The following is a 20,997-nucleotide window of genomic DNA, read 5'->3' as shown; positions in this document are numbered from 1 at the left end:
TAGCCGCATGCGCACTGTCATCCTCCACCATCACCTGTTCAAGAACGCGGGCACCTCGCTTGATCAGATATTAAAGGACAATTTTGGCAACGCATGGGTCACGCGAGAGTTCTCGGCTTCGCCCGCGCCCCATGGCAACACGCCAGAGGTCGAATCCTGGATTCGCGACAATCCAGAGGCGGTGGCTTTTTCGTCGCATACAATGATGGGGCCGCCGCCTCAGGTCGATGGTGTCCGTATTGTTTCCATGATCCTGTTGCGCGATCCGATTGACCGCATCAAATCCGCCTACCGTTTTGAGAGAACGCAAGTGGCGGACACCTTCGGCGCTGTTCTGGCAAAGCACACAGACCTCGAAGGCTATGTAAAGGTCCGGCTTTCTCTCAAGCACGACCGACAGTGCCGCAATTTCCAGACTTCTCGACTGGCCGCGCTTGCGCCGGGCAAGGGGTCTGAACTTGAGCGCGCCAGACAGGCGCTAGAGCGCATTACCGTTGTGGGGCTTGTGGCCGATTTCGCTGGTGCCGTTGCCCGACTGACAGGCGAGATTTCCCACACCTTTCCGAATTTCAGATGGCAGGAAGTTCACAGCAACCGCTCAGATGCGGCGTCAGCCACGCAGGGGCACACAGACCTTGATGAACTCTTGAAACTGCATAATACAGATGACCTCACGCTTTTGTCGGAACTGTCATCTCCTGATCCGATTGCGCCACCAGTGGCGGCTCCATGAAGAAACCAAAACTGCTCGTGATCGGAAACTGTCAAGCACGCCCCGTTACTGCGCTGCTTGGAGCAACCGAACATTTTGAATGTCTTTCTCCGATCATCCTACAACTTGCCAAGACTGCCGAAAGCGAGGCTCACCTCGCCCATATTTCTGAGGCAGACATTGTCCTTGCCCAGAAGACGAACGATAATTTCCCTGTGCGACACCTGAGATCATCGGTGCTACGCCAAAGCCACTCGAACGTAGTGGTCTGGCCGAACATGTTCTTCTCGGGGCAGCAACCGTTCATTCGCTACATGACCCACACCACCACGAACAGCCGAATGGTGGGCCCGATTGAAGCGCTCCACGACGTGCGCATTTTCGCCCGCTGGCTCTATTCGCAGGGACTGACAGAGCAACTTTGGCAACCCGATGAGAACGAATTTTCCAGAACGATTGCCGCCCGTTCCATTGCCGATCTTATTGAGAGAGAAGACGACTGCGATATCAGGATTTCCGACTTCATCGCAGAACATGTAAGAACAGAGCGCCTTTTCTTTACGTTCAATCATCCGACCCGTCGTGTGCTCGACGAACTCTGCAACCGGTTCATGGCGCATCAAAGCTTGGCCAAGCTGCCAGACGGGACCGAAGAGTTTCTAGACCGCTATCTGGTTCCATCGCACTGGGGGAACAACGGCGGTCTGGCGACGTATAAGGGAAACGACTACATGCTTGGTGATGAGGGAACCGTCTCACCTCTCGCCACTGTGCGACACTTCAGTCCAGATGAACTGCAAGCTGCCTATTTTGAGGTCTATGATCACAATCCCCTATACCGCGATACGGACTCCATCCGCTTTACCCCAAACTTTTCCTATGACCTTTCAATCTGAACGCCCCAGAGAAAGCTCACCTGTTCATCCCTCGTCGTAGACCCTGCGCACCCACGGCAGCGACGCCTCCCGCGGCCTACCCACCACCCTCACACCAAATCTTCCCATGTCCCGAGGTTGGGTTGAACGGTCAGGGTCTCGTATCCGAACCGCTTGACCCGTTTCATGCGTGTTGTTTTGTGATTGGCCGACACATAGTCCTGAACCACCTTCAAGAAATCCCGGTGGAAAGAGGCCGAGCACAAGAGCAACTTGTTGCAGGTGACGAGCAGCGGCACATACTGGAACTCGCGCAGCAGATACATCTTTGCCACCGCTTCACTCACCCCCGGCCAATTGGGGTTGGTGTAATCATCGACGGCGATGATCCCGTCATCGCAGGTCACGCTCATCGCGAATTCGATGTCTCGCGTGGTATGGAGCACCTCGTGGCACCCATCGACGCTAAAGAATTTGATCTTGCCTGACCGGGCCACGATGTCCTCGGCATCGCTCTGCCGGAGCGTGAGAGAATCCGCGCGCCGCAGAACGACCTTGTCCACCCCCTGCGCCGCGCAATTCTCCAGCAGCTTGTCACGTTTGCCAACCCCAGCCCCATCCAGATTGAACTGCTGGAGGTCGAAGACGTCGATTGCCACGGCATCATGGCGGTTTTCGGCAAAGCATTTTGCGAGGCCAATAAAGAACTTGCCCTCGAACACACCAATCTCTGCAATCGGACCGGCACCGATGGCCTGTCGCAGCGGCCAAATGCTCTGCCACAGTTGGGGAATGCACCAACCATCAACCTTGTGAATACCAGTCTGGAGATAAGCGTTCAAATCCGAGAGGGCTGCGTTCATCCGGGGCTTGTCCTTGAATTCAGGGTGTCAGGATTAAGGGGCTGTTGCTCTGGTCCAGAGCCTATCAGGCAAAACCCCTGCAACTCCAGAGGCGGATCATGCAAAGGCCTCTTGCAAGAGGCGCCTCAGCGTCCCATCCGCAATCGCGGGCAGGGCGACGTGATGCATGGCGACCCCCGGAATGATCTCGACCAGGGCGTTCCCGACACCCGCCAGCGCCTTTGCGCGGGCAACATCGGGCGCGTAATCGCCACCAATGATCTGGACCAATCTGGTTTCGGGCTGTGCTTTCAGGGCGTCCCGCAGATCGTAGGCGTGCACATCGCCCCCAAAGAATTCTGCAAACCCCTGCTGGATATGGAAGGGGTCGTCCTGCTCCGCAGGACCGGGGGTTACAAAGCCCGCCAGTGAAATCACCTCATCCGCCCGGAGTGCCAATCCCGCGCGCAAGGCCGAATACCCCGCCGCAGAGCCCCCCATGGTCACGACCGTCCCCCCGCCAAGCTCTGCCAAGATCCGCGCCAGACCCGAGTGCATCAGCCCTTCGGTCGGCCCAAACTCTGGCAGCCCGTTCAAATAGATCCGTCCATAGGGGTCACGGAGGTAGACCACATTTGCCGGCAGGTCCGACAAAAGCAGGTCGAGATACCGATCACTCAGATGGCTCAGCCCTCCGAGAAATCCGCCAAAGACAACAATCGTGCCGCGCGCGCCCGCTTTCTGCACGACACGCACATCCGCATCCCGGATCACGTCTGCACGCGGGGCAGCCGACCCAAGCGCTGTCATCGCGGCCAAGAGGCTGTCTGCCGTCGGCCCCGTGGCGGGATGATCCGTCAAACTTGCCAGAACGGCGCGCCCATGCGCGTCTTGCCCCATGCGCAAACAGAACAACGCAAACTGCAACCGCCAGTTGGCACCGGGCTGCGCCGTGGCGTCGATCTGCGCAAGGGTCTCAAAAATCGCGCGATCCTCGGAATGATCCAGAAACACCCGGTTGAGCCGATACAACGACCGCCACTCGAGCGGATGCAGCTCGAGCGTGCGCCGCAACGCCTTGCGCGAAAGATCAAAGCGGCCCGCCGCCGCCGCAAACCGGCAAAGTCGGCAGAGCGTTTCGAGATCCTCCGCGCCAGCCTCCCACTCCGCCAGCAACCTGTCGGTCGCCGCGTCCATCGTGCCCGTGAAAGGAGAGAGCTGGCTCTTCACCCGCGCGGCATAGGCCGGAAGCGGCCCCGCGCGCTCCGCCCGTGCCAGCATGTCGATCGTCAGGGGCCGATCCCCGCTGACATAGGCGCGCATCGCAAGCCGGAGCTGAACCACGGCACTCTCGGGCTTCAGATCATGAACCGATTTCAGGAACGCGACCTGTTCCTTTTGCGGCACGAACGCAAGAAGCGTGTTCAGCGCCGTGGTCATCATGGACTCGTCAATCTCGATCTCGGCCAGCCGGGTCAGAAACAGCGTGCGCGCCGCGTCCTGCTGTGCAGCCTCACAGAGGCTTTGCAGATGCGACAGCAGCACCCAAGGATTCTCGGGTCGTGCCTCCGATAGGACAGACGCAAGCTCGACCGCCTGCGCCGCATCGCCCTTGGCCAGCGCGTATCGCACCTCGGCCAGTCGCGCGGGCAGAAAACCCGGTTGTTGCTCGAGGATGGTCTCGATCCGCCGTGCGGCCCCGTCCAATTCCCCTCCTGAAATCATCTGGTTGACGGCGGCGCTATCCCATTGGGTCTGCGAAGTCTCAGTCATGAAATTGCCTTTCTGCGCCGGGGCCGTCGCGGCCGGGTTCGATATCAAAACTCTGCCCGGCGCCTGCATCTCTTCCTCGCGGATCGCGTGTTCGAGCGCGGCGTCCAGATCAGCACCGGCAAAGACATCCGGACGCCGGGGGGCTTTGCGTCCAGAAGCTATGTGTTTGGCCACATCTTGCCAATGGGCATCAAGCTGTGTGGCGATGGTATCCGGCAAAGGCGGCGGATCAAGCGTCAAGAGGCCGGGTAGCGCGTCAAGCGCCGCGGCCCAATTGCCCACAACGTCTTGTGCTCGGTTCATCTGTCTGGCCTGCCCCATGAACTTGTGGAGCATCGGCACCGCCACGAGCCGCGACGCGACGCCATAGGCGGCCGCCGTGATATGGCCATGCAGCGAACTGCCCAGATAGGCATCGGACCCGGCGATCACCGCCGCCATATCGATCAGGTGATCGGTATCGGCGATGGAACGGGTGCAATCAGGCAACAGCCGGTGGATTTTCTCCGCAACCGCGTGGTCGCCGTGGCACCGCCCGAGCGCAACCAGAACCGCAACCGCGCCGGTGCTGTGCAGCGCGCCCGCAAGCGCCTGTGCAAAGGTCGGGATGTCGACCCCGTCCAGACTGCGCGCCTTGACGTGAAGCGCCACAACCATCCCCTCGTCAGGGATCCCCAGACGGGCGCGCAGATGGCGGAACCTGTCTTTCATCAGTGCAAGCGGCCACAGACGCGCAAGGTCCAGGGCCGTATCCGGGATCACACTGGGTCGTCGACCAGACCACAGTTCCAATCTTGCGGCACTGTCGCTGTCGCGCACGACAAAACGATCCGCGGCATCCACCGTCCGCCGCAACCACTCAGGCGCTCGCCGGTCCGCGCTCTGCTGCAATACGCCCGGCCCGTTCCATAGCACAGGCAACCCCTGCCGCACCGCCTGCGCGGTGGCACCGATCCATAGCGCGGCATAGGCTGTCGCCGCATAATCCGGCAGTCCAAAATCCTTGGTATGCACAATGTTGCCGCCCCCGATCAGGACGCCATCGAAGCTCTCGATATCGCGGACAAACTCCGGGTAGGACAGGGGCAAGACGGCATCGCGGTAGCGCGTCGCATGGGCGGTCGGAGAGACCGCAACCACCTCGACCCCCAAAGGCCCAAGGCGTCGCCCGGCGATCAGCGGGAACAGCAGATCACCATAGTTCTCGACATCGAACGTGCCAAAAATCGCAAGGCGACGGGGGCGCTCTGTGGGCATGTTCCACCTCCAAGCGGGCGACCGAGCGCGGCGTGCGTTCTGGCTTCTCGACGGCATCCGGATAATCGACTTGCCATTCTTTTGCCGGAACATCAGTGTGTTGGCAAGAGCGGGGCCCGGACACAGATGCGTCTTGGTGTTGGGTCAGCTCGTCCAAATGCGACAGGAGCCCTGCCTCAGATGACCGACCACATTGCAAATGTGGGATTTGACCACCAATCCGCCCCCCGGTTGGCGACACTGGTTCAGGACGCAGAGGCGCTTTTCAAGGCGGAACGCTTCGCCGAGGCAATGGCCATCTTCGAAACTGCCGCCCAACTCCATCCACCGCACAGCACCGTGCTGATCCGTCTTGCGGGGCTCGCGACCCGCATGGGGCAATTGGACAGGGCGCAAGAGTATCTGGGGGTTCTGCGCCAGCGTTTTCCGGATTTTCAGTGGACGCCCATGGTCGAAGGCGATCTGGCCATGGCACGGCTCGATTATGCCCGCGCCATCGCGCTCTACCGCGAAGCCTTGACCCGGATACCCGACCTGGCAGCGATCAAGACGCGCTTGGATCAGGCCGTGGCAGAGCACGCCCGCGAATTTAGCTGGAACGCCCCGGTCGAGATCGAAATATGGCCTGCGTCCGAGCCATCACCATTCATCGAGGCCGCGCCACAAGACCGGGTTCTCGTTGTGTCCTGGGACCTTGGCCATAATGTCGCCGGGCGCGGCATCACCCTGGCCGAGACCATCTGTGACACGCGCCCCACCGCCATGGCAGGGCCCCTCTTTCCCGCCTATGGCGATACGCTGTGGCCGCCACTGGCCGAGGCGGATCGCCGCGTGCCGATCGCAGGCTGGCGCGCCCCCCATTTCCGCCACGTCCTCGAAGGTGCGCTAAAGCTGGTCAAGACGTGGCCCGCAGCAACGGTCTGGGTCTCGAAACCCCGCTTTCCGGGGCTTCTCATCGGCTTGCTCTACCGGGAAATCCTTGGGGCCCGCATCATATGCGACCTCGACGATGATGAACTGGCTTTTGTCAAAGGCGCGGCACCGCGCGATTTCGACAGTTTTCTCGCAGAGTTCAATCCGCAAGACTGGGATCGCCCGCATGGTCGAACCTGGACGGAACTTGGGATGGGGATTTTGCCCTTTGTCGATGCCGTCACCTCCTGCAACCCGGTCCTCGCGTCCCGCAACAGCGCAACACTGGTTCGCCATGGCCGCTCTCACAGCGCCGCGCAAAACGCCATGGCACGCCGAGAGGCCACGCGCTCAGAGCTTGGCTATGCGCCCTCGGATCGGGTGGTGTTGTTCCTCGGAACCCCCCGCAGGCACAAAGGCCTTGTCGAACTGGCACATGCGGTTGTCGCCTTGAACCGTCCGGATGTGGAACTCTGCATCGTCGGCTCTGTGGCAGACCCGGAAATGGAGCGGGAACTCTCTGCTATACCGGGCCTTCGCCTGCGCCGGATCGGCGCGCAACCCTTCTCGCGCGTGCTGGATCTCAATGCCGTGGCGGATGTGGTGGTGCTTCTTCAGGATCACGACAGCCCGATCACCCAGAGCCAGACCCCCGCCAAGCTGACCGATGCGATTGCCGTCGGGACGCCGGTTCTTGTCACCGATGCAGGCCCCGTTGCCGATGTGATCGCCTCGGGCGCCGCCATGGCAATCCGCAAGGACGACACTTTGGCCAGCCGCCTCGCAGACGCACTTGCGACCGGTCGATCCCCCGGTCACGCACATCCGTTCTTTGCCGCTGAGATGTCCTACGAGGCGAACCGCCCCAGAGCGTTGCAGGCGATTGCGGCGGCGCATGACGGCCCTCCGCGCAGCTATCCGGACATGCCCGGCCTGTTGTCGTTCCTGCGCCGCGAAATGCCGGGCGTTCTCTCGCCAGAGACCGGCACGCTCAACGCCCCATGGCTCGCGCGCCCAAGTGCTGCTGCGCCTCGGGTGGACCCCGACCGTCCCATCAATGTGGTTTTCTTCTGGAAACAGAACGATTCAGGTCTTTATGGGCGTCGACAAGACATGCTCTTGCACGAACTCTCGCTGAGGCCGGAAATCGGGCGCATTCTGCACATCGACGCGCCCTTTCCTGTGACGGACCTCCGGGCCCACACAAACCCGATGCGCGCGCCGGTCAACGCCGAAGCACCGATCATCACCGCGACCACTCTGGCCCGGATGACGGGTCTGGCGGACGAGGGCAATATCCACCGTCGCAGCTTTCTCATTGGGACACCGGGTCAGACCTTGCTGGGGCGTCCGGTTCACAGCCGCGAAAGTTTCCCAAATGCGGTCGAGGCTTGGTTGGACGACATCAACATGCGCGACAATTCGATCGCGTGGGTCTGTCCGGTGGTTCAGGGGTTCGAACAGGTTCAGCAACGGCTCCGCTTTCCCTTTGTGATCGGCGATTATATCGACGACCAACGCTGCTGGCCCATGTCCGAGCAGCGGCGCCGGAACATAGAACAGAACTACCGCTTCATGGCGGAAACCGTGGATGTCGCGATCACGAACTGCGCCGCGATGCAAGAGGTCCTGACACAAGAGGCGCTCTCGCCCCTGCTCGTGCCCAACGGCATCGACATGCGCGCCGAATTGCCCGTGCCGGCCCCCGAGATCACCCGTCTGGGTGGTCCGGTGATCGGCTATTGCGGCAATATGGACGACCGCTTTGATTTTGAACTGGTCGAGGCACTGGCACGGGCAAGACCACAGTGGCAAATCGTTCTGATCGGCAAGCTGTCCCGCCCTGCACACCGGGAGCGGATGACAGCCTTGCCAAATGTTCATCTGCTTGGCATTCGACCCTACGATCAGGCGCGGGCCTGCATTGCGGGTTTCGACGTGGCGATTGTCCCGCACGAACGCTCGGATCTGTCGGATCGGATGAACCCGCTCAAGGTCTATGTCTATCGCACGCTTGGCTTGCCCGTTGTCTCGACCGACATTGCCAACCTCGATGATCTGCGCGACGACCTGACCATCGCAGAGGATGCCGATGGCTTTGTGACCGCAATCGAGGCGGCTCTGGATCGGCTGGCAAAAGAGGGGCGGCGCTTCCTGCCCCCGGATCTGAGCGCCTCCCTCTCTTGGCAAAACCGTATGGATACTATCTGGTCAGAGGTTGACCACCGCCTTCGCGCCAAGATGTCTCGACCGACCTGAAATTACCGAAAAGAGGATCGACGTGCAGGCGGGTGATTGCGCCGAAATCACCGGTTTGGCCGCACTCAGAGGCTCGACAGGCACAGCCGGCACATGCGGTATCCCCGCGTGATCGACCACTGTGTTGGCAACCGATCCGGCTCGGGGCCGGGTCGTGGCAGAGACACGCGAACACGTTCCATCACCGCATCCAGAAGCAGAGACAGGAACTGACGACTTGCCTGCCCCCCAACACAGGCCAGCGGTCCAAGAGAAAACGTGGCCGTTGGTTGGCGAGGCCGATCCAACAGGCAGATGTCCGGCTCTTGCCAGAGCGCAGGGTCCCGGTTTGCTGCGGAAAAATCCAGCACCACAAGACTGCGCGGCGGCAACCAGGCATCGCCAAGGTTCAACCCCGTCGCTCCGATTTGCCGTGTTCCATATCGGAATGAATTCATCAGCCGCTCCACCTCCCGGATATAGCCGGGGCGCAGCTCTGGCCGCGCGCGCAATGCGTCCTGAAGCTCTGGGGTATCCGCCAGATGAGCCAGCATCGACACGCTTGTGTAGGCAATCGGCAAGAGCGCCAGAAACGCAGGTGAAATCCAGTGCGTGATCGGCATCTCACGCGCCGCGCCGCGTGTTTTCTCCAAGAGCGTCAGGTCCTGCATCACGGCACGCGCCAGAGGTTCCACAGGCGCCAGATCGCTCGGCCCGTGTCGCTCGACCGCGAGCATCATCGCCAGCAACCCATCTTCGATCCTCTGACCCAGATCGCGGTCGATGGCCAGCGCTGTCGCCCGCCATGCGGCAAGCATCGGGCGCAGGAGGTCCGCCATCACATCGACTGTGCGCCCCTCGGCCAAGGCCAGAGCCCCAAGCATGGACGCCATGTCCAGATCCTGAAGCGTGCCTTGCAAAAGCCGCGTGACAGCAATGGCATCACGTCTCTCTGCGTCATTCGGCACCCGATGCGCGCGTCCGATGATCCGCATGATCTCCAGCGTTTGATCAAGCGTGATCTCCTGTTGCGACAGAAACCGCGCGATCGCCTTGGGGGTCAGCATATCCACCGTTGTGGTTGGATCGGTCAGAACGGCCCGCACATCGCACATCCGCGAAACGATCCACTGGCCATATCCGCGCTGTCTTGGCAGCCCAACCAGCAACGGATCGGTGTTGGGGTCCAGCACACGCGCGGCCGCCAGCCGTGGAGCATCTTGCGTTGAGGGGACGGGTAAGGGCATGAAAAGCTCTGAACAGGATGAGGTGGGGGAATCAATCAAGGACATGAGTAATGTTTTCCCGGCCAAAGTCACAGATTTATCGGCACCCGACATCTCCATCGCCATCACCTGCTGGAACATGGAGCGGGAACTTCCGCGTACCCTCTGGTCCTTGTCCCGCGCCTTTCAGCAAGGGGCAGATGACCTGACGTGGGAAATCATCGTTGTCGACAACGGCTCAGACCGCTTGCCCCTCGCCCCCGTGATGACGCCCGCACCGCGTATCCTTGCTGCCCAACTCCCCGCACCCTCGCCCGTGGGTGCCATGAACGAGGCGCTTGCGCTTGCACGCGGGCAGATCATCGGTGCCTGGATCGACGGTGCCCGCATGGCCTCGCCCAATCTGCTGGCCAGCGTCGCCCGCGCCGCCAAGACCCATCAAGCCCCGGTTATCGCCATTCCCAATCGACAATTCGGATCAGACCGCCAAGCCACCGCTGCCTTGCAGGGCTATGATCGCGCGGCAGAAGACGCGCTCCTCACGGCGGCTGGCTGGCCAGAACCTTGGGCCGATCTCTTCGCCGTGTCCTGGCCGGAAGAGCCCTCGCCGACAGCGCCCATGCTGGAATCAAATGCCCTCTTCCTGCACCGCGAGACCTGGGCTGCGTTGAACGGCTATGACCCTGCCTTTGTCGAGGCCGGTGGCGGGATGTGCAATCCCGATATGCTGGACCGCGGCATAAAACACCCCGGCACCCAATTCATCCGCATGTCCGGCGTGGCCACCTTTCACCAGTTTCACGGTGGCACGTCGACCTCGGATGTGACGCGGGCGGTTCAGATGGTCAAAGAGGCCACACGGGCCTACGCGGCCCTGCGCGGCCACCCCCCTCGCAAGCAACGCGCGCGCGGTTGGGTTTTCGACGCCAGCACCGGCACGATGGATTTCGGCTAGCCCAAAACCTCACTAGACCCGGCGCTCACCTCCGTCAGATCGCACCACTCCGACGCCCGCGCCAAGGTTCAAAACCCCTACGGTGTCTCCGCGTCCAAGCTGGCCGCCTCGCGCATGACAATCCCGGCGGAATGGCGCAGGATGTCGCGATGTCGCCTCAGGGCCTCTGGCTCCAGATCACTCTTGGGCTCTGTTTCCAGCAGATAGGTGCCGTGATCTCGACCACAGACCATCGTCGCATAGCCTTTGGTCGCGCCACGCTGCGCCACATCCCCGGCGATATAGCGGATCGCAAATCCGATCCGACGGCCGTCGGTCGCGCGGTTGGTCGCAGAGCCGTGCACCAGCATCACATGGTGGAGCGACATTTCTCCGGGTCTGAGCACGCAATCCACCGCGCGCGACTCGTCCACACCCTCTGCCACCTCCTCACCCAGTGGCAGCATCGAGGACGCAGCATTCCGGACGGCATGCGGCACCGCTGCGGTATGGCTCTCGGGTATGACACGCAAACACCCGGTCTCGGGCGTGCTCGGCGTAAGAGCAAGCCACGCGGTTAGTCCTCTTGGCGCATCCAAGCCCCAGCAGGTGCCATCCTGATGCCACGGCACCACATCCGCAGAACCCGCTTGCTTGCAAAAGAAGCTCGACCCCCAGCACAGAACATCAGGCCCGAGGATTTCGGCAACGCGCGCAACGATCCGCGCATCTTGCACAACATCCCACAGAAACGGAAAGAGCAGATGACCCTTGACGTTCAGCAGCTTGAAAACATGCGGTCCGAGCCGCTCTTCCACCTGCTCGAACTTCGCGACCAGCTCTGCCACCTCCGCCTCGGTCATCACCGGGATACCCGAGACATAGCCGTCCCTTGAATAGCTCTGCCTGAAATCCTCGGTCATGTCCCTGTCTCCGGTGATGCGTCGGCCTGCCTCAGATGGGCCTCTTTCGCCCGACGGATCACCCGCCCGGCCCGGCGAATGATATCCGCATGCCGCGCCAGCGCGTCAGAGGTCAGCGCACCCTCCGGTGCGGTTTCCAGCGGCATGCCCGAGATATTGCGCCCGGCCACCAGTGTCACGGTCGCCCCATCCTGGCTGATCGCAGCAGGCACATAGCGGATCACGAACCCAAGCCGCCGATCCGCCGAGAGATTGCGCCCGGACCCGTGCAGCACAAGCGGGTGATGCAAAGACATTTGCCCCGGTCGAAGCACCAGCGCGCGCGCTTGAGAGCGGTCGATGTCTTGCCGCACGGCCTCGCGCGCGCCTAGCATATTGCGGGCATCCTGCGTATCCAGATGCGCCAATTGCCGCGTGTGCGTTCCCGGTATCACTTCCATGCATCCCGACTCCGAATTGGCCGCACTCAGCGCCAACCAAGCGGTTGCACCGACAGCGTCGCTCAGCCCCCAAAAGGTCGCGTCCTGATGCCAGGCCACATAGCCGTCAGAGCCTGCCGGCTTGTCGATGATGCTCGATCCGATGCAATAGATATCAGGGCCCAGCAGGCTTGCGACAGGGCCGACGATCCGCGGATCATGCACAATATCCCACAGAAACGGCAGCAGCAGATGCGGCTTGACCCGCGTCAATCCCGAGAGCCGTCCGTGCGATTGCGCCTCCTGCGCCTCAATGTGCCCGCGCACCGTCGCAGCCTCCTCTTCCGACATGACGTCGAGGGGGCAGAGCACGCCATCTTGCCCGAAAGTGGCGCAGACCTCGGGGGCAAGCGCGTGGCGATGTGATATATCGGCATCCGTGGGGGGCATGGGCTAGAATGGCTCCGTCTCAAGTATGTCCTGCCCCGTCAGGGCGGCATTTCGGTCCTGCGGCGTGCTGAAAGGCGTCATCGCCCAATTCAGCCCATCTTGCCGCAGACCTTCCCGAAAGGCGAGCGCCGCGAAGGCGAGCCGTTCCCGTCGTTTCGCCTCCGGTCCGGCCCGAAACACCTCGGCGATTCTGTCCCAATGGCGCTCCAGTCTGGCGATCACATCGGGCGGTATGGGGTGTGACGGTCCTTGCAAGGCCTGCTCCAGCGCGCCAAGGGCGACTGGCCAATCTTTCATCAGGTCACACGCACGCCCCAGATGCTGAACTAGACCATCGAACTTTCGATAGGCCGGGCGCGCCACCAAAAGTGCCGGCACATCATAGGCTGCGGCCGTGATGTAGCCGTGCAGCGACGACCCGACGTAGGCGCGCGCATGCGCAAGGAGGGCTGCAATATCCCGGAGCCCGCGTGGCCGGTCAAGCGCCGCGGCGGCCACCCCCCGCGCTGCAAGGGCTGCGGTCAGTTCGCGCGCCATCCGGTCGTCGGCATGCGCCGTGCCAAGCCCGATCACAATCGGCGATATGTCAAGGCGCAGACACACCGCCGCCAGACTTTCGGCGAGGTCGCTCAGCGGTGCCCCCCCAAGCGACCGACGCCGCACATGCGTCGCAAGCACCCGGTCTGTCCGGTCCACGCCCAGCGTGGCGCAGACCCTGGCAAAGTCTTGGGCCAATCCAGCCTTGGGCCAGACCGCTTCCAGACCCAGTATCGTGTCGGGGATGGTCGCGACCTCTGGATGCTCTGACAGACCCGCCATCCGGATCGAACCTTCATCCCGCAGCGCGAGGTAATCGGCACAGTCAAACGCCGCTGCCGCCAGCGGCCTTAGCCCAGGCCGAAGAGGGTGGGGAACACCGGGCGCATTCCACGCCACAGGCACATCCCGCAAGGCTGCTGCCAGCGTTGCCCCGAGCCAGGTCAAGGGGCCAACCGCCGCGCCGATCCCACCCTCGCGATACTCCTTGAGCGGGTCCATCCGATGCGTGTGCACGATATACCCGCCGCCGATGAGCATGCCATCACAAGGGGCCAACGGATCAAAGGCTGCGCCGATGTCGCGGGATGCCATTGCCTCACGCAGGCCAGTCTCTGCCCCGGTCGGTGACATCGCATGCACGCGACATCCGCGCCGGCCCAGTTCATGCGCGGCAACCACAGGGAACATGAGATCCCCGAAATTCGGCATGTCGAACATGCCCGTGATCATGATATCGCGCGGCCCCTCGCCGCCGGCGTCGCCCATGGCTAAGCTGTGGCGCGGCTCTCGCCAATCCGATGAGCGAGATGACGGGAAAGGGCGCTTACGCTGGGATTGTCAAACACCTCATCAGGGTTCACCTGAATGGAAAACTGTTCCTCCATCATGCCGCACATGATGGTGATTTCGATGGAATCGAGCCCGTAGAGATCGAAACGGTCATTCACCGGAAACGGGTCCTGCGGCACCTCGATCACCGAGGTGATATAAGCCACCATCCAGTCGCGGATCACGCCCTCGTCAGCGGGTTTGTTGGGGGCTGTTTGGCTGGGCACGAATCACCTGTGTTCTTTTGTTATGAGCCGGAATTGTGTTTGCCAGAGTATTCCCGAATTGTCCTGCCCTTGCAATCAATTGGGCCAGACACAAACCTGATTGCGGTCGGGGCGGCAGGTCGTGAAATCCGCCTGACCGGGGCGCGGCCGCGCCCGCCTTGCGGCGCACCGATGCACGCGCGTCGTCCCCGGACGTCATCCGCCCTCAACTGGCCCGCTGCCCTGCGATGCCCCCCCTGCCTGACCGGGCAGGGTATCGTACCAATAGCGCTGCCTGCAAAACGGATATCCCGGCAGATCGACCCGCCCTGCATCACCAGTCTCCATCCTATGCGGCAAAATCCTTGCGCCTGCCCTGTGCAGCGCCAGAACCGCCTCCGCCATGGTCAAATGGCCCCCGTCGGTTTCAGGACAGACCGTGGTCGCCCGCCTGGCGTCGGCATCCGCGCCGGAAACAAGGTCCGGGAAAATGCGTCCAAGCTGCATCCTGTCGCCCTCACATAGCCCTTCGGCTGCCTCCAGAATGATCTTCCCCGTCACGCGCGCGGCGGTGCGGGGGGGCTCCGAAATGATCTGCCTCACAGCGCTTTGCGCCTCGGCGAGGGTGCCCGCAAGAAACTCTGCGCGCAGGCTCATCCCCGCCCATCGGCGCGACACCGCAACGGCCAATGACCCCAGATCCACTTCTGGGGCCTGCAACAGAGCCAAAAGCTGCGCGGCCCGCGCGCCGAGCGCCTCAGAGGTCGCCGCCGACAGCAGGAAGAGATACGGCCCCGCCGCATCTTGGACCGCGCCCTGTCCAGTATCCGCCGCACCCACGATCACATGGGCGTTCAGACCACTCATCCCAAAGGCACTGACGCCGACAACGCGCCTGTCCTCTGTCCACGACCGCGTGATCCGGGGCACGGAAAACGGCAAGGCCGCCCAGTCTATGCGCGGCGATGGCGTGCAAAAGGCGGGCTGCACCGGCACAAACCCATCGCGCACCATCAGAATGGCCTTGATGAGACCGGCAATACCCCCTGCGGCCTCAAGATGCCCCAAGCTCGCCTTGACCGATCCAAGCGCGCCGGGTGGACCGCTCCGGCCTGCAAAGACCTCGGCCAATGCCGCCGCCTCGATCGTATCGGCAAGCGCTGTGCCAGACCCATGCGCCTCTATGGCGCCAATGTCGTTCGGTCCCATCCCTGCCGCGCGCAGCGCGGCGGAAATCACCTGCATCTGCCCGGCACGCGCAGGCGCACTCAGACCATTGCTGCGGCCATTATGCCCCGTGGCCCAACCCTGCAGAACGGCATGAATTCGGTCGCCCTGCGCGGTCGCGTCGCAGAGGCGCTTCAACACCACCATGCCACACCCCTCCGACCGCACGAATCCATCCGCCTGCGCATCAAAGGATCGCGTTGCGCCGCTGCTCGACAGCAGGTTCGTCATCGCAAGCACCTCAAAGCTCTCTGCCGACAAGAGCGCGTTCACGCCGCCCGCCACGGCAAAGTCGCACTGACCCAAGCGCAGGGCGTCGCAGGCCAGCGCGACCGCCGCCAGCGCCGAAGAGCAGGCCGTATCGAGGGTCAGGGACGGTCCGCTCAATCCCAGACAATAGCTCACTCTTCCGGAGATCGCCCCGTTCTGGGCTGCGGTCAAAAGATGGGGATTGCTCTTGGTCGCGACCCCGGCCTTCGCCATGCGGATCGCATAGTCCGAGGTGCTCGCCCCCATGAAGACGCCCGCCGATACCCCGTCAAGACATCCCGGCGACAGCCCGGCATCTTCCAGAGCAGTCCACGCGCCCTCAAGCGCCAGACGTTGCATGGGGTCGATCAGGGGCGCTTCATTGGCCGAAATCCGAAATGGCGTCCGGTCGAAATGGGCAATGTCGTCCAAGAGCCCTGCCGCCGTGACGCGCGCCGCCTCGCCCCAAAGTGCCAACCGCGACGCGGGCACCGGCCCGACAGATAGTCCGCCCGTGCGCAAAAGACGGACAAACGCTTCGGGCGCGTTGACCCCCGGAAAGCGACAGGACATCCCGATCACTGCGATGGGCATAGGGGCGATCACGGCGTATCCGCCGCCAGTTCGGTGGCGAGCGATCTTGGGTCGGGCAACTCGAACAGACGCTCGACAGCCAAGCTGCGTCCCGTCGCGCGTTCAAGATCAAGCGCCAGTTCCGTGATCATCAGGGAATCCAGCCCCTGATCCGCCCACGACAAATCCGGGTCTACCTCGGCAGGGTCAGTCCCCGTCGCCGCAGCAATCCACTCGGCAAGAAATCCGAGTATCGCGGTGGCGGACATCTCTGCGTGCTCCTGCGCCAGTGCGAGCTGCCGCGTGGCCCTGATCTGGGCCCGGCGCATCTCTTCCGCCTCTGGAGACCAGTCGAGTAAAACAAGGTCCGGTTCGTCCCGCAGCCGCTCCTTCGTTGCCCGGCGCCGCAGCTTTCCGCTGGTCGTCCAGAGGAGCGCGCCCGGACGCACCAGCGATACCTGCGCCCCATCCACGCCCTCTTGCAGCAAAAGCCCGCGCCAGAGGTGCTTGGCAATATCCGCCATCGCCGCCGCGGCCTCCGCATCGTCGGTCTTCAGAGGGGTCACTTCCGCAATCACACTGACCGCACCATCCGCGCGTTGATGCACGACGATACGACCTTTGCGCACGCGCGGATCTGCCGCGTCAAGCGCGCGTTCCAGATCCGCCGCATGCAGGGTTCGCCCATGCAAAATCACGATATCCTTGATCCGCCCCGTCACGTATAGCTCGCCCCGCCAAAGAAACCCGGTATCGCCGCTGCGCAACCACGGGCCGCTGCCATCCGCTGCCTGCGCCCCGAATATTGCAGCACTTTCCTCAGGTCGGCCCCTGTATCCGCGCCCGACACTGTCGCCCGCAATCCAGATTTCGCCGATTGCGTTCTCCGTGCATGGCATACCGGTGTCAGGGTCTGAAATTCTCGCGCCGCCGGATGTCCGCACTGGTCCCGAAGACGCCAGACGCCGTCCCTGTCCCGGTGGACAAGGCAGAACGAGCCCGCGTTCCAGCGCTTGTGCGTCAAACCAGCAAGAGGTCGCCCCCATGCCCCGCGCCACTCCCGACACAAGCAACGTCGCCTCCGCCAGCCCATAGCAGGGAATAAACGCGCGCGCATCGAAACCAGCCGGCCCGAAGGCTTCGGCAAAACGCTCCATGGTCTCGGGTCGGACCGGCTCTGCCCCGTTGAGCGCGACGCTCCAGGACGACAGATCAAGCGCCGATTTGCGCGCCTCAGAGATGGCGCGCACGCACAGGTCATAGGCAAAGTTCGGCGCAACAGAGATCGTGCCGCGCCACGTGCTGATTGCCTCGAGCCACAGGATCGGACGCCGGACAAAGCTTGCAGGCGACAGGACAATCGTTGGTCCGCCGCGCCATAGATTGTAGAGCAGCCCACCAATCAGCCCCATGTCATGCTCCGGCGGCAACCAGGTGACGCCAACCTCCCGGCTTTGTGACTGCAGGACGCGGGTGAGAATCCGTTGCTGGGCCGCAAGGGCCCCGTGGGTCAGGATCACGCCTCGGGGCGCTCCGGTTGATCCGGAACTGTATTGGATAAGGGCCACATCCTCGGCCGTCGCGGTCCATACCGGGTGTGTTGTCTCAGGGGCAGGATCGCCGGGCCTCACAATCTTGCAGCCAGAGAGAAGCGCAAGGTGGTCCGCTTCGCAGAGGTCTTGGGGCGTCGCATCGCTCACGACCGCCGCGCACGCAGCTTCGTCAAGGATCGCACGCGCCCGCGCACGGGTCGCTGGGGTATTGGGCCGCGCGACGGGCACCGCCGCACACCCCGCCATCAGAGTCCCCAGAAATCCCGTCACGAATCCGGGGCCATGCTGGCACATCAACGCCACGTTCGTGCCCGGCACGCACCCCGCCGCCACAAGGCCATCCGCCACCGCCCTCGCATCGGCCATCAGCGCACCATAGCTCAACGCGCCCGCCGGGCCCGACCCGAACAGGAAACGATAGGCCGTCGCGTCAGGGGTTTCGGCGGCATGCCTCAAGACGCGCCCGATCAACAGGTCATCCCCACTTGGCGCGCCAAGACCGATCACGCTGTCCTCGTCCTCATGCCTCGTGACATGGTCCATCACAGCAACCGTGCGCCGTTCAGCCTGCGCATGTCCGCGCCGCGACCGAATGTCATCCTGAAAGTGACCCTGCCTGGTTTCCGACAGAGCATGGCGCGCCTATGCTCTCTTCACTTGTGCAGCACCCAGGTTTGCCGTTTCGCCTCGATCTCGAACCCATGATCGCGCGCGAACTCCTTGATCGCCTCCTGCATCACAAAGCGTCCAGAGTCGTCCGGCCAGAGCCAGTCATCCCCACACAAGATCGCATCGGGATAGAGTGCATAGGCCGCATCGAGATCGGCCCGATGCTTGAAGGCGTCGACATAGATCATGTCCACCGGAATATCCCGCCGCCTCAGGTAATAGAGCGCCTCAGGCGAAAACCGACGAACCGGATAGACGCGATGCTTGAAGTCCCGCAAATTGTTCAGGGCAACGGCAAAATTCCCGTGCTCGGACAAGAGCCGGGTAATCCGCTTCACCTCCGCATCCGACAGATGCTCGACATGGCGCGACATCGACGGATGATGCGCCATCCCAGACACGTAGTCCGCCCAATTGCCATCCCACGGATCAATGCCGATCACGGTCAGGTCGGGCTTTGCCTTCAGCCATTGCAGCACCGACCCCCCGAGGAAACAGCCCACCTCAACCATCAGGCGCACATCCTTTGCGGCAATCTCTCGCAATACGATCTCGCGGCCCCCATCGCCATTCGCGTCCAGCGCCAGCATGAACGGCGCATGATCCTGCCACGGAAAATCCGGCCATGGATTGTCACGCGCAAGCGCCTCCAACCCCAGCATGATCCGCGACCCCGGCGGTGCATCTTCCGCAGGATAGCGGGCATCCACCTCATTGCGTGCAGCCCGAACCGCAGCCGACGCACCCGGTGCGATTGTCTTTTCAGCCTTTGGCGCGGCCGTGGATCGTGTTTCGGCCAAGACCACCGCCGGCGGACGCCCCCCTTTGCGATAGTGGAACACGCTATGCCCCGATGCACCCTGACGCGCCGCCGTGGGGATCGCGGCACGGCGCAGGTCGTCCCGATCAAAGATCTGGATCGGCTCGATCAGATGTGGGCCTGTTCCCCAAACCTCTTCCAGCAACGCCCTAAGATCGCTTGACCCGAAAATGCGCATATGATCCTTTTCGCCGAACCGTGCCAGACGCTCGGCTTCGGTCAGATCAGGCGACAGATCTTCGGCGGTCTTCTCGCCGCGGATCGGGACAGACAGGAAATGCAGCCCGCCCGGTGCCAATATCCGGTCCAACTGACGCAAGACGTCGCGCACATCGCACGGGACATGCTCCAGAACATGGTTGTGAAGGATCACATCATAACTGGCATCCGGGATTGCCGCGAGATCCGTGCATAAATCCAACATGCGGATGCTCTTGCTCTGGCTTTTCTGGAAACGCTCCGCGTCCACTTCCGCCCCGTGGTAGGCCTCGCCGGACAGTTCGCTGAACTTTCGCGCAAGGCTTGGTTCCGGCACCAGTTGCAGCACCCGCTTGCCCGGTTCAAATCCGCCCAGCCGATCCAGAATCATCCACATCAGCCGGTTGCGCTCGACGGCCCGACACGTCGAGCACCGCGCGTTCTGGCGCCCGTTGAAATCCTCGAACTCGGAGCCATCGCAAATCGGGCATTTCAGATCCTTGGCCCGCGCCTGCTCGGGCGGCTGCACGGCGCTGTGAACGCTCCGCATCCCCGGCGGATCGACCTTGCGCATCACGAATGTCGCATTGGTGTAACAGGGCTCTTGCACGCCGCTGCGCCGCACCACCGCCAACCGCCCCCCCAAAGCGTGGATCATCTCCGACAGATCGCTCCCGTAGTCGGTGAACACCAGGCATTTTGTCCCATCCCCGGCATTATGGTAGCGCTCGGGTTTGAGATGAACCAATGATCCTTGCTCCATCCGCGCGCGGGTCTCGGTGCGATCCGGCAGGGGATAGTCGTTCGGAATAGAGAAAACATGGATACCACCGGGCCGCAGCACACGCAGCGTCTCGGCAAAGGCTTTCTCGATATCGGGAAGATGCTCCATCACGTCGCTGGTGATGATCAGATCAAAGCTGTTCTCGTCAAAGGTCAGCCGCGTCAAGTCTTCGTTACGCACCCCGTCCGAAGAAACGTCACCAAGCGGCTCATCGGGACGGAAATAGGACCGGACATAGTTCTGCAACCCTTTGAGCCGTGCCACAAACGGCCCTCGCAGCGCCGGTTCATAGATCGAGATGTCGTTCAGCAAGCCGCGCTCGACCAGTTGATCAAGGGAAATCGCCTGTCCGCGACCGAACTCATCCACGATGACCCCCGCCTGATCGCGCCAACGCAAGGTAAAGCGACAGTTCGGACAGGCATAGGATTCCCGCAACGAGCGTTGCTCGCCACGAAGGAACGTGCCCACATGACCACAGATCGTGCAGAGACCGTGAAGATCGGGTTGTTGCAAGGTTTTCCCTCCGAATGACCGACTGCTGGACGCGCAGTTTCATTCGATCTTACGCACGCCGTCACTTTCTTGCGCAGGTCAAGCAATGTCAACTGCGGACACTGAACCGGGATGGTTCTGCAAGGGGTCGCTTGTCTCCGGCCACCATGCCTGCAACGCCGTGTGAACAAGTAATTTATGGCTTCACGCCTGCACCCATTGTTCACGCCGCCGAATGATGGCACATAAAACGAAAACAGGCTCGACTGACGAATGGCCACAGAAATGGGACAC

General features: G+C 62.5%; 14 protein-coding genes. 4 read left to right on the top strand and 10 right to left on the bottom strand.

Annotated features, from left to right (window positions below):
* Positions 1 to 7 precede the first annotated feature (7 nt).
* A complete protein-coding gene (locus KBT70_RS14600; protein ID WP_296635214.1) occupies positions 8 to 733 on the top strand; it encodes a sulfotransferase family 2 domain-containing protein in 726 nt (241 codons plus the stop codon).
* Positions 730 to 1,608: a WcbI family polysaccharide biosynthesis putative acetyltransferase gene (locus KBT70_RS14595; RefSeq protein ID WP_296635211.1), complete on the top strand. Its 879-nt coding sequence runs from the start codon at positions 730 to 732 to the stop codon at positions 1,606 to 1,608. Before KBT70_RS14600 ends, KBT70_RS14595 begins: the two co-directional genes overlap by 4 nt.
* An 89-nt stretch (positions 1,609 to 1,697) precedes the next feature.
* Here the strand turns inward: KBT70_RS14595 and KBT70_RS14590 are convergent, their stop codons facing one another.
* Together KBT70_RS14590 and KBT70_RS14585 are read right to left on the bottom strand one after the other, a co-directional pair.
* Positions 1,698 to 2,450 (bottom strand): class I SAM-dependent methyltransferase, encoded by a 753-nt coding sequence (locus KBT70_RS14590; protein ID WP_296635206.1) that lies wholly within the window; start codon positions 2,448 to 2,450, stop codon positions 1,698 to 1,700.
* 96 nt (positions 2,451 to 2,546) lie between these two features.
* Positions 2,547 to 5,459 carry a polysaccharide pyruvyl transferase family protein gene (locus KBT70_RS14585; protein ID WP_296635194.1) on the bottom strand — a complete coding sequence of 971 codons (2,913 nt, stop codon included), beginning with the start codon at positions 5,457 to 5,459 and terminating at the stop codon, positions 2,547 to 2,549.
* 180 nt (positions 5,460 to 5,639) lie between these two features.
* Between KBT70_RS14585 and KBT70_RS14580 the strand changes: the two genes are divergently transcribed.
* Positions 5,640 to 8,630, top strand: coding sequence for a glycosyltransferase (locus KBT70_RS14580; protein ID WP_296635190.1), 2,991 nt, complete (start codon positions 5,640 to 5,642; stop codon positions 8,628 to 8,630).
* Positions 8,631 to 8,695: 65 nt separating this feature from the next.
* Here KBT70_RS14580 and KBT70_RS14575 read toward each other — a convergent pair whose 3' ends face one another.
* Positions 8,696 to 9,856: a hypothetical protein gene (locus KBT70_RS14575; RefSeq protein WP_296635187.1), complete on the bottom strand. Its 1,161-nt coding sequence runs from the start codon at positions 9,854 to 9,856 to the stop codon at positions 8,696 to 8,698.
* Here KBT70_RS14575 and KBT70_RS14570 point away from each other — a divergent pair.
* Positions 9,855 to 10,790 carry a glycosyltransferase family A protein gene (locus tag KBT70_RS14570; protein WP_296635184.1) on the top strand — a complete coding sequence of 312 codons (936 nt, stop codon included), beginning with the start codon at positions 9,855 to 9,857 and terminating at the stop codon, positions 10,788 to 10,790. The two genes, KBT70_RS14575 and KBT70_RS14570, sit on opposite strands and share 2 nt — an antisense overlap.
* Before the next feature lie 77 nt (positions 10,791 to 10,867).
* On the opposite strand, the gene KBT70_RS14565 is transcribed toward KBT70_RS14570, so the two are convergent.
* From KBT70_RS14565 to KBT70_RS14535, 7 genes are all read right to left on the bottom strand, one after another.
* Complete coding sequence (locus KBT70_RS14565) at positions 10,868 to 11,692, bottom strand: phytanoyl-CoA dioxygenase family protein (RefSeq protein WP_296635181.1); 825 nt, start codon at positions 11,690 to 11,692, stop codon at positions 10,868 to 10,870.
* The gene (locus tag KBT70_RS14560) at positions 11,689 to 12,561 is read right to left on the bottom strand and encodes a phytanoyl-CoA dioxygenase family protein (RefSeq protein ID WP_296635176.1); all 873 of its coding nucleotides are present in this window, start codon (positions 12,559 to 12,561) and stop codon (positions 11,689 to 11,691) included. Before KBT70_RS14560 ends, KBT70_RS14565 begins: the two co-directional genes overlap by 4 nt.
* Positions 12,562 to 12,564: 3 nt before the next feature.
* On the bottom strand, positions 12,565 to 13,866 hold the full coding sequence (locus KBT70_RS14555; RefSeq protein WP_296635172.1) for a polysaccharide pyruvyl transferase family protein: 1,302 nt from the start codon (positions 13,864 to 13,866) through the stop codon (positions 12,565 to 12,567).
* A gap of 2 nt (positions 13,867 to 13,868) precedes the next feature.
* Positions 13,869 to 14,156 carry an acyl carrier protein gene (locus tag KBT70_RS14550; protein WP_296635169.1) on the bottom strand — a complete coding sequence of 96 codons (288 nt, stop codon included), beginning with the start codon at positions 14,154 to 14,156 and terminating at the stop codon, positions 13,869 to 13,871.
* Positions 14,157 to 14,351: 195 nt separating this feature from the next.
* On the bottom strand, positions 14,352 to 16,205 hold the full coding sequence (locus tag KBT70_RS14545) for a polyketide synthase (RefSeq protein ID WP_296635165.1): 1,854 nt from the start codon (positions 16,203 to 16,205) through the stop codon (positions 14,352 to 14,354).
* Between the two features lie 8 nt (positions 16,206 to 16,213).
* Complete coding sequence (locus KBT70_RS14540; protein ID WP_296635163.1) at positions 16,214 to 18,280, bottom strand: AMP-binding protein; 2,067 nt, start codon at positions 18,278 to 18,280, stop codon at positions 16,214 to 16,216.
* Between the two features lie 110 nt (positions 18,281 to 18,390).
* Complete coding sequence (locus KBT70_RS14535; RefSeq protein WP_296635161.1) at positions 18,391 to 20,724, bottom strand: methyltransferase domain-containing protein; 2,334 nt, start codon at positions 20,722 to 20,724, stop codon at positions 18,391 to 18,393.
* Between the last annotated feature and the right edge of the window lie 273 nt (positions 20,725 to 20,997).

It is taken from the genome of Roseovarius sp., assembly GCF_018066915.1.
Classification (GTDB): domain Bacteria; phylum Pseudomonadota; class Alphaproteobacteria; order Rhodobacterales; family Rhodobacteraceae; genus Roseovarius.
This window is presented reverse-complemented; position numbering and strand designations above follow the sequence as displayed.

Coding starts and splice junctions, on each gene's coding strand:
- KBT70_RS14575 (WP_296635187.1), bottom strand. CDS start 9,856: ATGCCCTTACCCGTCCCCTCAACGCAAGATGCTCCACGGCTGGCGGCC.
- KBT70_RS14565 (WP_296635181.1), bottom strand. CDS start 11,692: ATGACCGAGGATTTCAGGCAGAGCTATTCAAGGGACGGCTATGTCTCG.
- KBT70_RS14540 (WP_296635163.1), bottom strand. CDS start 18,280: ATGGACCATGTCACGAGGCATGAGGACGAGGACAGCGTGATCGGTCTT.
- KBT70_RS14560 (WP_296635176.1), bottom strand. CDS start 12,561: ATGCCCCCCACGGATGCCGATATATCACATCGCCACGCGCTTGCCCCC.
- KBT70_RS14570 (WP_296635184.1), top strand. CDS start 9,855: ATGAAAAGCTCTGAACAGGATGAGGTGGGGGAATCAATCAAGGACATG.
- KBT70_RS14580 (WP_296635190.1), top strand. CDS start 5,640: ATGACCGACCACATTGCAAATGTGGGATTTGACCACCAATCCGCCCCC.
- KBT70_RS14600 (WP_296635214.1), top strand. CDS start 8: ATGCGCACTGTCATCCTCCACCATCACCTGTTCAAGAACGCGGGCACC.
- KBT70_RS14595 (WP_296635211.1), top strand. CDS start 730: ATGAAGAAACCAAAACTGCTCGTGATCGGAAACTGTCAAGCACGCCCC.
- KBT70_RS14545 (WP_296635165.1), bottom strand. CDS start 16,205: ATGCCCATCGCAGTGATCGGGATGTCCTGTCGCTTTCCGGGGGTCAAC.
- KBT70_RS14585 (WP_296635194.1), bottom strand. CDS start 5,459: ATGCCCACAGAGCGCCCCCGTCGCCTTGCGATTTTTGGCACGTTCGAT.
- KBT70_RS14555 (WP_296635172.1), bottom strand. CDS start 13,866: ATGGGCGACGCCGGCGGCGAGGGGCCGCGCGATATCATGATCACGGGC.
- KBT70_RS14590 (WP_296635206.1), bottom strand. CDS start 2,450: ATGAACGCAGCCCTCTCGGATTTGAACGCTTATCTCCAGACTGGTATT.